The 14,005-nt window shown below is 46.6% G+C and carries 10 protein-coding genes; 1 reads left to right on the forward strand and 9 read right to left on the reverse strand.

Annotated features, from left to right (window positions below; genetic code table 11):
• Positions 1-55: 55 nt before the first annotated feature.
• From QUB70_RS18825 to QUB70_RS18860, 8 genes are all read right to left on the reverse strand, one after another.
• Positions 56-1,495 (reverse strand): methyl-accepting chemotaxis protein, encoded by a 1,440-nt coding sequence (locus tag QUB70_RS18825; RefSeq protein WP_332982673.1) that lies wholly within the window; start codon positions 1,493-1,495, stop codon positions 56-58.
• Positions 1,496-1,510: 15 nt separating this feature from the next.
• A complete protein-coding gene (locus QUB70_RS18830; protein ID WP_332982674.1) occupies positions 1,511-1,639 on the reverse strand; it encodes a hypothetical protein in 129 nt (42 codons plus the stop codon).
• A gap of 303 nt (positions 1,640-1,942) precedes the next feature.
• Positions 1,943-3,061, reverse strand: coding sequence for a chemotaxis protein CheW (locus QUB70_RS18835; protein WP_332982676.1), 1,119 nt, complete (start codon positions 3,059-3,061; stop codon positions 1,943-1,945).
• Positions 3,062-3,176: 115 nt separating this feature from the next.
• Positions 3,177-4,829 carry a CheR family methyltransferase gene (locus QUB70_RS18840; RefSeq protein WP_332982678.1) on the reverse strand — a complete coding sequence of 551 codons (1,653 nt, stop codon included), beginning with the start codon at positions 4,827-4,829 and terminating at the stop codon, positions 3,177-3,179.
• Positions 4,830-5,572: 743 nt separating this feature from the next.
• Complete coding sequence (locus QUB70_RS18845) at positions 5,573-7,342, reverse strand: R3H domain-containing nucleic acid-binding protein (RefSeq protein ID WP_332982681.1); 1,770 nt, start codon at positions 7,340-7,342, stop codon at positions 5,573-5,575.
• 145 nt (positions 7,343-7,487) lie between these two features.
• Positions 7,488-8,639, reverse strand: a complete 1,152-nt coding sequence (gene ldpA, locus QUB70_RS18850; protein WP_332982683.1) for a circadian clock protein LdpA — start codon at positions 8,637-8,639, stop codon at positions 7,488-7,490.
• A 427-nt stretch (positions 8,640-9,066) separates the two neighbouring features.
• The gene (locus QUB70_RS18855; RefSeq protein WP_332982686.1) at positions 9,067-10,389 is read right to left on the reverse strand and encodes a four-carbon acid sugar kinase family protein; all 1,323 of its coding nucleotides are present in this window, start codon (positions 10,387-10,389) and stop codon (positions 9,067-9,069) included.
• A 496-nt stretch (positions 10,390-10,885) separates the two neighbouring features.
• Positions 10,886-11,536: a hypothetical protein gene (locus QUB70_RS18860; RefSeq protein WP_332982687.1), complete on the reverse strand. Its 651-nt coding sequence runs from the start codon at positions 11,534-11,536 to the stop codon at positions 10,886-10,888.
• 96 nt (positions 11,537-11,632) lie between these two features.
• Between QUB70_RS18860 and QUB70_RS18865 the strand changes: the two genes are divergently transcribed.
• Positions 11,633-12,802, forward strand: coding sequence for an IscS subfamily cysteine desulfurase (locus tag QUB70_RS18865; RefSeq protein WP_332982688.1), 1,170 nt, complete (start codon positions 11,633-11,635; stop codon positions 12,800-12,802).
• A gap of 179 nt (positions 12,803-12,981) precedes the next feature.
• Here the strand turns inward: QUB70_RS18865 and QUB70_RS18870 are convergent, their stop codons facing one another.
• Positions 12,982-14,004, reverse strand: a complete 1,023-nt coding sequence (locus QUB70_RS18870) for a glycosyltransferase family 2 protein (RefSeq protein WP_442927798.1) — start codon at positions 14,002-14,004, stop codon at positions 12,982-12,984.
• Position 14,005 lies beyond the last annotated feature (1 nt).

Raw genomic sequence — 14,005 nt, forward strand, 5'->3', positions numbered from 1 at the left:
TTTTCATAATTTCAGAAATCGCGTATTAGCTTGTTTTTCTGATTAGATAAAATTATCACCACAAGTTCAGGAGAGCCGTGCCGACTTTGGTTTGAGTGATACCGCAAGCCGTTTGTGCTGCTGCTTGGTTGAGAGAGTTCATAGCTTCCACAACTTGTTCGATCGCGATTGCTTGCTGTTTGGCATTCAGCGAAATTTGCTGAGAACTCAAAACCACGTTGTTAATTGCATCAGCTACTCCCGCAAATGCCGCTGCGGTTTCTGAGGCAATATTTACGCCAGAGTCTACAGTTTTAGTTCCTTCATCTGTCACCATTACTGTTGAGTTAATCGCTTTCTGAATATCAGCAACTAACAGATTAATTTGCGAGGCAGATTTTTTACTGCGATCGGCAAGTTTGCGAATTTCTGACGCCACAACGCCGAACCCCTTGCCGTGTTCCCCCGCCCGCACTGCTTCCACCGCAGCATTTAGCGCTAACATATTAGTTTGATTTGCCAAATCGCTAACTAAAGTTGAGATATTGCCAATGCGATCGGTTTGCTCGCTCAACTGCATAATTTGCCCTTGCATATCCTGCACTTTCGTTTTCAGCGTTGCCATTGCTTCTAAAGTTTGTTCGACAGCTTTTGTACCTGCGCCAGCTAAAGTTAAAGCTTGCATTGCTTGAGATGCGGCAGTTTCTATCTGCTGTGAAGTCGCCCTAGAAGATGCGCCCAATTCGTCCATTGTCGTAGTAGTTTGATTGACTGAAGCTGATTGCTGGCTTGCCATGCGTTCCTGTTCTTCAACTGTGGCTGCAATCTCGGCGGAAGAAGTGGCGATCGAGCTAATTGCGCGATCGATAGTTCCGACAATTCCTGACGAAATCAGCCAAGCTATGCCCGCACCAAACAGCACTAACAGCACCGAAGCAACCAGCAGCGTCGATACCAACAAGTGTAAAGCTTCCTTTGTTATTTTCCTTTTTTCCTGAATCATCTTTAATTCGGTTTCCCGAAATGCCTGGTTCACTTGCACAAATTCATTCACAAAATTTGTGTACTTGCCTGTATTAAATACAGCGATGGCTTTCGCTGTCTGATTTTGCTGCAATAAGCGAACAATGTCTTCGTTACAACCATCATAATATTGGTTAACTAGCTCTCGCATCCTCTGCAAACGGGTTCTCTGTTCGGGATCTTTAACGATCTGCTCTACATTGTTCGCCGACTGGCGAGCCAACTCTGCACCTGCTTGAAAATCCGTTAAAAACTTCTGATTTTTATTAATTAGATACCCGCGTAGCCCCCGTACCATTTGCTCTGCACCTGTGGATATATTACTTGTTTCTCTGACTACCAGATCCACCCTTTCCGTTTCTTGGAAAGTTTTAAACACCTGATTGGTAGTAGCGACAACTACTACGGGAAACCCTAAGTATATAGCTGCTGGCGCTAGATATCCGAGCAGCATCTTGTTTCTAATGTTTAAATTGTTAATTTTAGAAAACATCTTTTTTTCCTGAATTTAAGATAGAATTTCTGTTGGTAATGTTGTGACGCTGCGATCGTCGTTGGGAGTCCAGCCTTGAAAACAGAAATCAGCCGGCAACTTCTGGGAGCGATGCCATACAGTGACACTAACAAATACTATCATAGAAAATTCTGTTCTATTGCTATAGCGGTTCTCAATTTGTGTGAGGTATGAGGGCAAGTAATTACATGGCTTACACCCAAAGGTCAATTTACCGGGTTTTTAACCGAGATTGAGGGTTTTGGGCGAGTATTTTGGTGAAAAAATTCGGTTTCTGGCAACCCATATGTAAGTCCTAAATTACCAATTACGAAAATTCCCAGCCTACCGCACTGTTGCTGAGAAAGGCTATATCTTTTCTTTAGTTTCCGGTGGCGCAGACATCCTTAGTGCCGGCGCAATTCTGATGGTTGGTAAAATCTTTTTTCAAACCTCCTCCTCAACAACAACTCCCCCTTTTGTCAGCAGTTTCTGCAAGTTTAGAACAGCGATGATTTTTTCTTCGTAAACAGCGGTGCCCAGCAGATATTCGCGGTTTGAGGAATTTAGTGCAGCAGGAATAGTCGCAAGCTCTGCTACATTCAAATATATAATATTTAAGATTTCATCAACAACTATACCTGCCACCAAATCTTCAATTTCAACAACGATCGCCTTAGATAGAGATTTTATATCCGCCGACATATTTAAAACATTCCGAATATCCACTAGCGTCAGAATCTCGCCCCGCAAGTTCATATTGCCAATAATGCGATCGGGAGTGCAAGGAACCGGAGTTACTTGGCGAATGTCAGTAAATTCCCGCACTACCGCGAGATTAATACCAAAGTATTCGCCGTTCAAAACAACCACCGCCAGCGACAGATTAATTGCCGCAGAATTTTCGCGATCGCCTTGGAGCCTCAAATTGTGAGCCCGCTCTCGAAAAATTGCCTTTTCTTGGGCTGTAGCATTCGGACAAAAAACGTGGGGCTTCACCAAAACTTTAGCATCTTCCGCTAACAAATTTGGATCTATTTCTAACTGCAAATTTTGGGTTTCTAGCTTGCCTGCTGTGGCTGAAAGTCCTGCACCGCTTGCAGTAAATGGGATTTCGACCTCTGTTTTGTCGGGAGAATATCGAATCAAGCGATCGAGATCGACCAACATGATAATATCGGTCCCGCAGCGGGCAAATCCAGCTAAAAAACGATCGGGCGCCTCTGGCTTGTCTCGCCCGTAAGATAGCTGCGGAGTTATTGCCTCTTCGGGGATATGCTTAACTTCGGTAACTTGATTGACAATGATGCCAACTCGAAATTCTTGCCATTCAATGACGATCGCACTATCTGTCAAACTATACTCCTGCCAAACGTACCCAAAACGGAGATTTAGATCCATCACGGGCAGAATAGAGCCCCTGAGATCGATCGCCCCGACAATATCTTGAGGCGCTTCGGCGATGGGTGTCAACTCCGGTAGAAAGAAAATTTCCCGAACGCAGGCGACTTCTACACCCCAGAGCAAACCGTTCTGTTTAAATATAAGATACGGCTTAATTTCCATATTTATCCTGACACTTTATTTACTAGGATTTGCGAAAAAAAACCAGGTTTATACGATAATATTGGGTTGGGCAGCGAGGCACAAAACAACCGATTTTGTGGCTTCTCCCGGCGCGTCAGTTTTGTTTGCTGTAGAATGTTACCAATTTTTTTTTAACATCCATCAATACTTGACTTGCTGTCATTTTTTCCTGCTGGTCGATCGGAGTATTGGGCGGTAGTTTGTCGAGAATTTCACAAGATGAGTTGTACATTTTAATAGCGATATTTAGCTTGCCTTCTGTATTGTATATATTGCCGAGTTCTAGATAAGCTAAAACAAAAGACGGGCAAAGATAAATAGTTTTTTTCAACAAAGTTTTAGCTGTTTCCAAGTCGCCCTGTTCTTCGGCAATGTGAGCTTGCAAATAATAAGGAAATACTGACATAGCATCTACTTTGCTAGCTCGCTTGCAGTGTTCTATCGCCTGAGAATACTTGCCTAAATTTGCATAAATTTGAGCCAGCAAATAATCAGCCTCAAAATTGTGAGCTTGCAAATCGATCGCCTGTTTTGCTTTATCAATTGCCTCAGCATAAGCTTGATTTTTAAAACAAGCTTGTGCCTCTAAAATCAGTATTTGAGGCGTTTGGCGATCGGCTTGGTTTGCGGCGAGGGTTGAAGGTAAACTAGGCACTTTATTGCTCACCATATCGCCCTCTACATAGCGACTTCGCAGCATCTTTTCCAGCCCGTTGCCTGCTGCTAATAGTGACCCGATATCCCCAAAATTGTCGCTATCAAAATTAGCTGTAACAGTTCCCCCCGGTAGGAAATCGCCAATTTCTCCTTCCTTTCCCCATTCCCCAAACGCCGATTTTGCCTTGGATGCGGGTGCGATCGAAGACTCTATTTTACCTGGTTTCTCGCCTCGGACATTCTTGGTCTGATAAACAACCGACTCGGGGAAAATCTTTGGTTGAAACTCGTTCATCGCGTGACTGTGAACTTCAGCATGACCGGTCATTAAATATCCTCCAGGTATCAGCGTCTTCGCAAACTTTTTCAATACCTGTGAAATATACTGAGCTTCAAAATAAACAAAAACATTTCGGCACAGAATCAAATCCATCTTATAAATATCTTTATAAATATTAGGGAAATTATCTGTTACTAAATTTACCTGGCTAAAGCTGACAAATTGGCGTAATTTTGGGTCAATTTCCCACTCGGTTTTCCGTCGCTCGAAATACCGCGTTTGCAGTTCCGTATCGACTAAGCGAAATGACCAAGGGCTGTAAATTCCCCGCTGCGCTTTTTCTATTACTTCTTGATTGATATCAGTACCTAAAACTAAAATATTCCATTTTTCCCAATCAGAAATGAGTTTTTTTAAAATAAAAACTAAAGAATAAGGTTCTTCACCGGTGGAACAGCCTGCACTCCAGATTCGCAGGGTTGGCTTAGTTCCTAATTGATCGTGCAGTTTGATTTGGCGATCGATCAATTCCGGGAAAATGACTTTTTCCAGGAGCGAAAATTGTCCTTTGTCCCGCATGAAATAACTTTCGTTGGTTGTCAGCAGCAGGGCGAGTTGGTTCCATTCGTTTTGACTTTCCAGACTCGGAGCTGCTAACATTTGATAATAATTATCGGGAAAGGCTATTTTTACAGCTTTCATCCGATTCAAAAGTTTTTGAGATAAACCCGATCGCTCTTGCGGGCGAATTTGTAAACCGGTGTGAGTCGCAATTAATTTAATAAATAGCTGAATTTGTGCATCATTCATATCAACTATGGTAAATGTTTAGGTATAATCTGCTATTATAGGGGATTGGCAATGGGGAATTAGCTAGGCATTTGAGCCGATCGCCCTCACAAAAATCATTAAAAAGATGGGTAGAAACCCCGTCCTTTTAGGACGGCTTTATATTGTCTTTTTTTGATTACTACCGCCTTGGAATTGGTTGAGTCGGTGTACTTTTGTGTTGCACTTTCAACGGGACAATTACCGTTTCAAATCTTCCAATCCTGTACGCATAGTATTTGCTCACTCAGAGCCTCCCTTGCGGGGTAAGGTTAGCTTCGCCAATGTTTAGTGAGCTTGTTAGGCTAGCAGCACTGTAAAGCGTGACCTTAGAACTGTTTAACCACTAGCGACAGAGCAAGGGACTAGCTTCGCATCCCAGGGTGTCGTGACTCAAAAAACGTAGTCCGCGAAGGACTTAGGCTGGTCAGGATGGCTTTTTAGATTTCTCTTTCAAGCCTCGTGCCTTTAGGTCGAGGTTCCTGACACCAACGGAAATAACAAGATCGTATCCGGTCGATCGACCCCAAGATTCGGGTCGGGGCGAGTTGACGCTCAGTTATTGCCGATCTTGCAGGTAAAAAGTGAATCCGCCCCGATAAGAATTATCGTTAATTTAGCGGACTTGATATCAAAGGCAAAAGGTAGAAAACAGAAAGCAGCATCAAAAAAATTCGACCGTTTCCCTTCTACCTTTTGCCTTCAAAGGCCTAAATCTCCAACAGTTAAGCTGGATAAATCCGCAGGCGTCGATTCGGTTCTTCCCCAAAACTGTGGGATTTCAGGTGATAGTGTTCCACAAGTTCGTGCTGCATTTTGCGGACGTTGGGAGAACGGGGCAGAAGTTCCACCGGTTGTCCCTTGGGAATGACAATTTGCTCGACTGCTAAGCGGGTTTCTTCGAGAGCTTCGATCTCGTCAGAAGAACCGCTGCGGGCGAACAAGGCGAGGTCTGCCACTTCCGGGGTGCCCGGGTCGTCCATGTCCAACAGGCGACGCAAAGCTCTCGCTACGTGGGGAATAGTGCCGGCCTTAATCGTGTGCAGGGGAACTTGGCGAGTTTTGGCCAAGTGCCTCAATTTTGACTGGTTCCGAACGTTCGATCGCAAAGCCAAAACCACGTCAGCACTCTCAATATCCTTCGTCAACTGCACCGGCAGGTTCAGCGTCGAAATCACCTGTTCGAGCTGGTGGCGAGCTATGCCGTAAGGATAAACGTGGAGGGGCAAATCTTCGCCGTTAGGGCCGACATTTTGGGAATAACGTCCCCGCTGCTGGGGTACCGGTTCGACGGACAGGGATTCTTCGAGCAACTGCTCGAAATACCGAGTCTCAGAAACCGGCGCGCTCTTAGCAGCGAAGTTCTCACTGGGAGCGGGCATCGGCACCATTTTGCCAGCACTCCGCCACCCAGAGATCGGTGTGACGGGCCGGATTGCCGATACAGCAGCCGAGCCGCTGGAAGCTGCCATCCCCGGAAACCGGGCGGGGGGAGCGGCTGACTCGCGCTCGATAATTACTTCTCCACTGTCGCTGACGCTTCTGATTTGCTGGTTCGGTTCGCGTCCCCGCAGCAGAGTGTCGATCGAATCTGCAACTCGCTCGTGTATTACCCAGCGCTGGCGTTCCAACATTTCGACGGCAATTTCAAAAGTTGGCGGTGCTTTGCGCTCCAAAACCGTCTTTTGAGAACCGCGGCGCCTCGCTTCGTCATCTCCCAGCGTCACCGCTTGGATGCCCCCAATTAAATCGGCCAGAGTCGGGTTTTTCATCAAGTTTTCGAGCCGGTTCCCGTGGGCGGTACCGACCAACTGCACGCCCCTTTCCGCGATCGTCCGAGCCGCCAAAGCTTCGAGTTCCGTGCCGATTTCGTCAATCACGATTACTTCCGGCATATGGTTTTCCACTGCTTCGATCATGACTTGGTGCTGGAGTTCGGGACGGGAAACTTGCATTCTGCGAGCTCTGCCGATCGCCGGATGCGGGATATCTCCATCTCCGGCGATTTCGTTGGAGGTGTCGATGATTACCACCCGTTTTTCCAAGTCATCGGCGAGCACGCGGGCAATTTCGCGCAGGGCCGTGGTTTTGCCAACTCCGGGGCGGCCGAGCATCAAAATTGACTGACCGGTTTCCACCAAATCGCGGATAATGCCGATCGTCCCGAACACAGCGCGGCCCACCCTCAAAGTCAAGCCGATAATCTCGCCGCTGCGGTTGCGAAGGGCGCTAATTCGGTGCAGGGTTTGCTCGATACCGGCTCGGTTGTCGCCGCCGAAGTGGCCGACTCGCTCGATGCAATAGTTGAGGTGTGCCTTGGAAATCGGTGTTTGGGAAAGAGGTTCGGCCGAGGATGGAAAACGAGCTTCTGGTCGGCGGCCCAAATCCATGACAATCTCAATGAGATTGTTGCGCTGCGGGTGCTGCTCTAAGGGCTGCCGGATCTCATCTGGCACGATGTCTAATAATCTGTTGAGGTCGTCTGTAATCTGCATTCGCCTCGGTGTGTTCGGTGACGTTTTCAACTTTTTAGTCATTAGTCATTAGTCATTAGTCATTAGTCATTAGTCATCAGTCATTAGTCATTAGTACCAATTCCCAATTCCCAATTCCCAATTCCCAATTCCCAATTCCCAATGACTAAAATTCTTTGAGCTGGGAAACTAGAGAACGAGCTAAACTCACGGCCTGTGAGAGAAGTTCTGGGACGGCTTCAAGCTGAGGTAGCCGCGATGTTTGAACTCCGGCTGCTGGCCGCGCGACTGCCACCGGAACGGCATAAGCTCGATCGGTCTGCATTGTTTCTAACTGTTCTAAAATTGGCGATAGCAAAACCCTGGCATAGCTGCCGTAAGCTACACCTGCAATGTATTGGACAGGGGGAACTGACAAATTTTTCCCGGCATCCTCGATCAGTCCCTCGGCTCTCAGCTTGCTGACAGTGTGAGCATTAGTGCCGCCTGCAAGTTGCACGTATCCCGGCAACCGGGCAGCCAAAACTTTTTGACCGAGTTTGACCGCGGCTCTAGTAGTTCCTGTTCCGATATCTCCGCTCATCGGCCTACCGTCGGTTTGCCAAATTAGGGGACAAGGAAGGGGGGAAATTATTTGATAGAGTGTCCGCAAATAATCAATCAAACCGTCTCCATCGGGGCAACTAATTGCTATTACCTTGAGTCGATCGACCCAGGGAGCTATGCTCGACCAAAGTCGCGCAAAATCTGCCTCTCTGCCTACTTGCGTGTGGATTTCTAGGGCATCCGCACCTGATTGCAAGATTAAAGGTGCGATCGCGGCGGGAGCAGACACGTAAGAACGAGTGTAAATCAGTTGGCTCGGACAAATCGGCAGACAGCGACCGCAGCCGTAGCACTGCTGGTCTATCACCCCGGAAAAACCACTGCCAGCCCTCTGAAAAACTATTGCTTCGGCTGGACATATTTTTTCGCACGGCCGCCAGCAGTCCGGCGGACAATCGGCTGGGTTGAATTCGGCTTTGCGAAAATGCGGGTCTTCCCCATCGTTTAAACTCACCATCAGCAACGGCAACCCTTTGCCGCCAAACCTGCGGTTTTGAGTTCTTGCCTGTAATTCGCTGGCCACTTGTAGGGCTTCTTTCGCTGCGGCGACGGCGGCGGGATCTGCCGCGACATCGATACAGTCAGCGCCTGCTAAGGTGTAAGCCAAGGTGAGATTCCGTACAGCAGGCAGGTGTTGAAAGCTCGCCCCACAGATCAGCTTGAACCAATGGCCGCCTTTTAATGAGTTTAGGGGATGATAATGTTCTGTCACCCTTATATGCTAATCCTTTGAGCTGAAAATTACTATGTGAAAATTTCTACTTAATTTATCAATTTAGGCTGATACAAGCTGGGAACGCTACTGATAGCAGTAGCTCTGGCGCTATTGGCCCTATATGTAGAGTTCTGCCTTAATTTTTTTTCATAAATTTGATTTTTGTCAGAGCGCCTGCTGAGGGGCGATTGGGAGATTGGGCGATCGCCTTGACTTACAGACAGACTCTCTATTATATCATAATTTGGGTAGATTGGGCAAGGAAAAAGTAGACTAGAGATTTTTTTTTGAAGTTGCTGTGCAGTGGCAATTACCGTAAAGTTCGATCGAGCATTGAAACCCATCGACCAACCGCAGATGAACATTCTCCTCTCTAACTTGAAGCTAAATTCATCTGGGTTAATCTGCGATTCAACGAGCTATACTACTTGCTCAGCCGCTTGTAAACCGTAGCCAAAGCATGGCTGTCTCCCACATTTCCCGGAAACAAAACAACTGGTAAATTGGGAAACAAAGGATGGTCTGCCTCGGTTTTGACCACCGAACAACCTGCGATAATTTGACCGATTTGCCTGACACTTTTCAGCGACAAACCTGTACTCAAAACATCATTAGAAGTAATGCCGCCCTTGCTAATCAAAAACCCGATATCTGCCGGCAGTCCCCGCACGATATCCATCAATAAAGCAGAAACCGCCTCTCCAAATTTTAACCGGATTTCCGCATTTTTAAATTGTAGCTCCTGGCGGCTGGTATAAATTACAGGCGTTTTGCCATCGGCATGAGCACTGCGGACTTTTTCGAGAGTTTCATCGAGCATTTGGGTGCGATACTCTGGTGAATCTTCTAGCAAGTGAGATACATCTATTTCAATGCTAACTGTATTTGGTTCTTGTAACAGGCGTTCCAATTGTTCAGTAGTTTTCTTAACGTGGGAACCAACTATTACTGCACCCGGTTTGCCATCCCTCACATATTTTGCCATATTGTCGGCTGCGATTGGCTGGGGGCCTAGTGCTGCTAATGATGTTAAGATGCTTGCTCCACTGCGGAATAAAAACTTTTTGCCTTGACTAGCTGCGTCGAGAATGTGTTTGGCAAAGGTGTCTAAATCGGCTTGACTTTCGCCGTCAACAACTGCACATTGGTTGTCAGTCATGTCCATTAGTCGGTCTAAACTTCCGTAGCGAATGTCTGCGAGTAAAATGCGATCGACTGCATCGGCGGGGATGCGACCTTTGGTTTTTTCTTCTACATAGTCTGGCAGGTAACTGTGACTGTAGCCGAAGACTGAATCTTTGGCAAATTCGGTTTGGTGTACTGGCGTTGCGACGCTGTTAACCATTAGGTAGTGCACGCTGTGGCGGGTAATTCTGCCTCCTTCAAAAAAGGCGGGAATTAGAAAATGGGCGTCGAAGGGGCCGAGTTCTTCGGCGATCGCGTCGGTTTCGATCGGATAGTGGCCGCGCAGGGTAGAATCGGAACGGCTAACTATTAGGAAGTCTTCGATTTTTTCGCTGGCGATCGCCTTTTTGAGATTTTGGCACACTTCGCGGGTGACGGAGGCTGCTTTTTCGGGAGTTAGCGATCGAGTATTTGTCAGGATGAAGAAAATCGGGCACTTGTCGCGCAGCCCCAAACGCAGGGTGTCTTCGTCCCAACGTGTCAGCAGCAAGCAACTGTGCACGGTTTGAGAACCTGTCGGATCGTCGTCGAGAACTATAATCTTGGGTTTAACAGAAGACATACTGACCTGGTTGTTAACGTCACCTTTCTAAGATATCCTTACCTGTTACCTAACAGGTAAAAATTTACAATCATGATATTTCTTAACAATTCTCATAACTTATAAATTTTACAATGTGTTTTAGTTCGATCGCTTCAGTAATGTGCGCGTTGCTACCAACGCATAAATTTTAAAATGTGTCTGAGAAGACCGGGCGGTTGAAACCGCGTCTATACAAACAAAACCCGCCTTCGCGGGTTGAAGAACAGGCGATTAAAATTCAATACGGTTGGATTAACGCTAATCTCCGAAGAGAGTTCTTAGCGTTAGCGAAGCGATCCGTTCCGAAACTAATCGCCGAGACTATGACAGTTATCAATTAACTGATGTGTGCGGGGACAAATTAGCTTTTTAACTGAACCGTATTTGGCTAAAATTAAGTTATTCTCTTCATTCCGCGGAGGCGGAATTAGTTTGTGTAGACGCGGTTTCAACCGCCGTCTGCTTTTCCATTGTTTCAATTAGCAGCATTTCTGTCTTGCAACTTTTTCATTTCTGCTTGAACTCCTATAGCTAGCTGCAAAGCTTCGTTGAGCAATCGCCCTTTTTCGCTGGCTCTATCGCTAAGAAGCAGGGCATTCAAACTTGTCAAATTATTGGCAAACAATTCGGAGTTAGTAGCGACAAATTTGTTGTTTTCCCTGAGAATTCTCTCGGTTTTCAAAGCTCGAACTAAATCGTCTCTGATGAGCTGCAAGGCTTGAATGACTTTCGAGCGATCGCCTATTTTGACTTCCGCATTGCCGGCATCTTCTATCTTGTCATTAATTTCGATCGCTTTGATGATACCGTTATAGCGATCGACATCATCAAAAAGATTCACTAAATGTTTGTTTTGGCTGCTGCACCAAATCTTCCACGCATCTTCAAAGATTAAACCGACGATCGCAGCGAAGTGCAGGGCGAACCACAACAAATAAGCTCTAGGAAATATCGCAACTAGCAGCCAACAACTGATTAGAACCAAAACAATTAAACCGACTGTTTTCAAAGCTTCGCGGGCAAACTTAGTCGCACTCGCCGGCCGGTATACGCGATCGGGCCCCGCGCCGGTGAGGTGCTTGAGCTCACCGACAGTAATTTCTAATCCCTGAATGTCAGCTCGCATAAATCTTCGCAAATATTTGTTAAATATAAAGTTTTGTAGTAGAACAAGGAGCTCGTCTACAATAAACCTAACACTTTTTTCAACCAAAACTGCACTATGTCCGCACGTCCTATATACCTCGACAACCACGCCACAACCCCCGTAGACAAACGGGTACTTGATGCGATGCTGCCGTATTTCACCGAACAGTTCGGCAACGCAGCCAGCATCAACCACGTCTACGGCTGGGAAGCAGAAGCAGCGGTTAAACAGTCGCGACAAATCATAGCAGAAGCGATCAATGCTTCTCCCGAAGAAATTGTTTTTACCAGCGGTGCAACGGAAGCAAATAATTTAGCGATTAAAGGCATCGCCGAAAGTTATTTCAGCAAAGGAAAGCACATTATCACAGTAAAAACCGAACACAATGCAATTCTTGACCCCTGTACCTATTTGCAAAAATTGGGGTTTGACATTACTGTTTTACCGGTGAAAAGCGACGGAATAATTGATATAGGCGATTTGATCAAAGCGATTCGGGCCGAGACAATTTTAGTTTCAGTGATGACGGCTAACAACGAAATTGGCGTCATCCAGCCGATCGCAGAAATTGCAGCAATTTGTCGCGGAAATGACATTCTTTTTCACACAGATGCGGCACAGGCGATCGGGAAAATTCCCCTCGACGTAGAGGAGATGAATATCGATCTAATGTCCTTGACAGCGCACAAAATCTACGGGCCAAAAGGCATCGGCGCTCTCTACGTCCGCCGCAACAAACCGAGAGTGCAGCTAGCGCCGCAAATGCACGGAGGAGGCCACGAACGGGGAATGCGATCGGGAACTCTCTACCCACCGCAAATCGTCGGGTTTGCCAAAGCAGTAGAATTGGCAATTGCAGAAATGCCGTCGGAAACAGAACGAGTTGTGAATTTGCGGCAGCGTTTGTGGGAAAATTTGAGTGAATTGGGCGATGTTTTTCTCAACGGTCACGCTACTAAGAGATTGCCGGGGAATCTCAATATTAGTGTCGCCGGGGTTGACGGTCAAGCGTTGATGTTGGGTTTGCAACCGGCGGCGGCAGTTTCTTCGGGTTCTGCTTGCACTTCGGCGAAAATAGCTCCATCTCATGTTTTAGCAGCGATCGGGCGATCGGACAAATTAGCTTATGCTTCAATTCGGTTCGGAATTGGCCGCTTCAATACCGCAGCAGAAATAGATGCAGTCTCCCAACACGCGATCGCCACTATTACATCTCTCCGACAAGCACAAAAAGTAATGAGTTAGATCATTCGGCGGTTGAAACCGCGTCTACACAAACGAAGTCCGCCTCCGCGGACTAAGAGATAAAAGGGGTTTTAAACCCGGATTTGGTATTAAAACTTTCCTATTTCTTCAGTCCGCGAAGGCGGACTTTGTTTGTGTAGTAGCGATTTCAATCGCCGAGTATAATTGGTATTAATCGTTTACTTAGAACCAAACACCTCGCGCACCCGATAAATCGGTTTTCCCTGCGACTCGTGATAAGTCCGCATCATCACTTCCGCCAGCAAACCAAAACAAAATAACTGCACCCCAGTTAACAGCAAAACCACAGCCAAAATCAGCAAAGGACGATTGCCAATACTTTGACCAAAAGCCAATTTCAGGAAAGTCAAATAAATTCCTAAAACCGTTCCCAACGTCATAGAACTCAGTCCCAAAAGTCCAAAAACGTGCATCGGTCGAGTCAGGAACTTTTTCATAAAAGAAATAGTTAACAAATCCATCAACACCCGAAAAGTCCGCCAAATCCCGTACTTACTTTGACCGAAACGGCGGGCGTGATGCCGCACAGGCATTTCTGCAATTCTCGCTCCTTCAATAAACGCCAAAGCAGGCAAAAATCGGTGCAATTCCCCGTAGAGATTCAAGTCTGCCACCAACTCTGATTTATAAGCTTTCAAAGAACAGCCGTAGTCGTGCAAATTTACGCCTGTAACGCGACCAATTAGCCAGTTAGCAATTTTAGAAGGAATCAGGCGGCTGATAGTATTATCTTGGCGATTTTTCCGCCAGCCGCTAACTAAATCGTAGCCTTCATTTAACTTGGCTAACAACAGCGGAATATCAGCAGGGTCATTTTGCAAATCGCCGTCTAGGGTAACAATAGCACGGCCGCGAGCGCGATCGAAACCTGCCGACATGGCAGCAGTTTGCCCGTAATTGCGGCGCAAAATTACAGCACAAAGGTCATCGCGAGTGCTGGCTAACTGCTGGAGAAGTGCACCCGAACCGTCCTTAGAACCGTCATCTACACAAATAATTTGATAGCTGAGTCCAGATGGTTGAATAGAAGAGGCGATCGCCTCAATCAAATGAGGCAAACTTTCCACCTCATTATAGACCGGCACCACCACTGAAACGTCGAGAACAACCTCAGCGCCAGCCTGCTGTGCAGCCAATTTTTCCAAAAATAATGCAGCGTCCATTTCTTTGTTAGATAACATC

Origin of the sequence: Microcoleus sp. A003_D6, assembly GCF_036702825.1 — a bacterium.
GTDB lineage: Bacteria > Cyanobacteriota > Cyanobacteriia > Cyanobacteriales > Microcoleaceae > Microcoleus.

Bases quoted from the DNA above. Each gene is read 5' to 3' on its own strand.
- QUB70_RS18830 (WP_332982674.1), bottom strand. From the start codon at position 1,639: ATGATAGTATTTGTTAGTGTCACTGTATGGCATCGCTCCCAGAAGTTG.
- QUB70_RS18870 (WP_442927798.1), bottom strand. From the start codon at position 14,004: ATGTTATCTAACAAAGAAATGGACGCTGCATTATTTTTGGAAAAATTG.
- QUB70_RS18840 (WP_332982678.1), bottom strand. From the start codon at position 4,829: ATGAATGATGCACAAATTCAGCTATTTATTAAATTAATTGCGACTCAC.
- QUB70_RS18865 (WP_332982688.1), top strand. From the start codon at position 11,633: ATGTCCGCACGTCCTATATACCTCGACAACCACGCCACAACCCCCGTA.
- QUB70_RS18845 (WP_332982681.1), bottom strand. From the start codon at position 7,342: ATGCAGATTACAGACGACCTCAACAGATTATTAGACATCGTGCCAGAT.
- QUB70_RS18855 (WP_332982686.1), bottom strand. From the start codon at position 10,389: ATGTCTTCTGTTAAACCCAAGATTATAGTTCTCGACGACGATCCGACA.
- QUB70_RS18825 (WP_332982673.1), bottom strand. From the start codon at position 1,495: ATGTTTTCTAAAATTAACAATTTAAACATTAGAAACAAGATGCTGCTC.
- QUB70_RS18860 (WP_332982687.1), bottom strand. From the start codon at position 11,536: ATGCGAGCTGACATTCAGGGATTAGAAATTACTGTCGGTGAGCTCAAG.
- QUB70_RS18835 (WP_332982676.1), bottom strand. From the start codon at position 3,061: ATGGAAATTAAGCCGTATCTTATATTTAAACAGAACGGTTTGCTCTGG.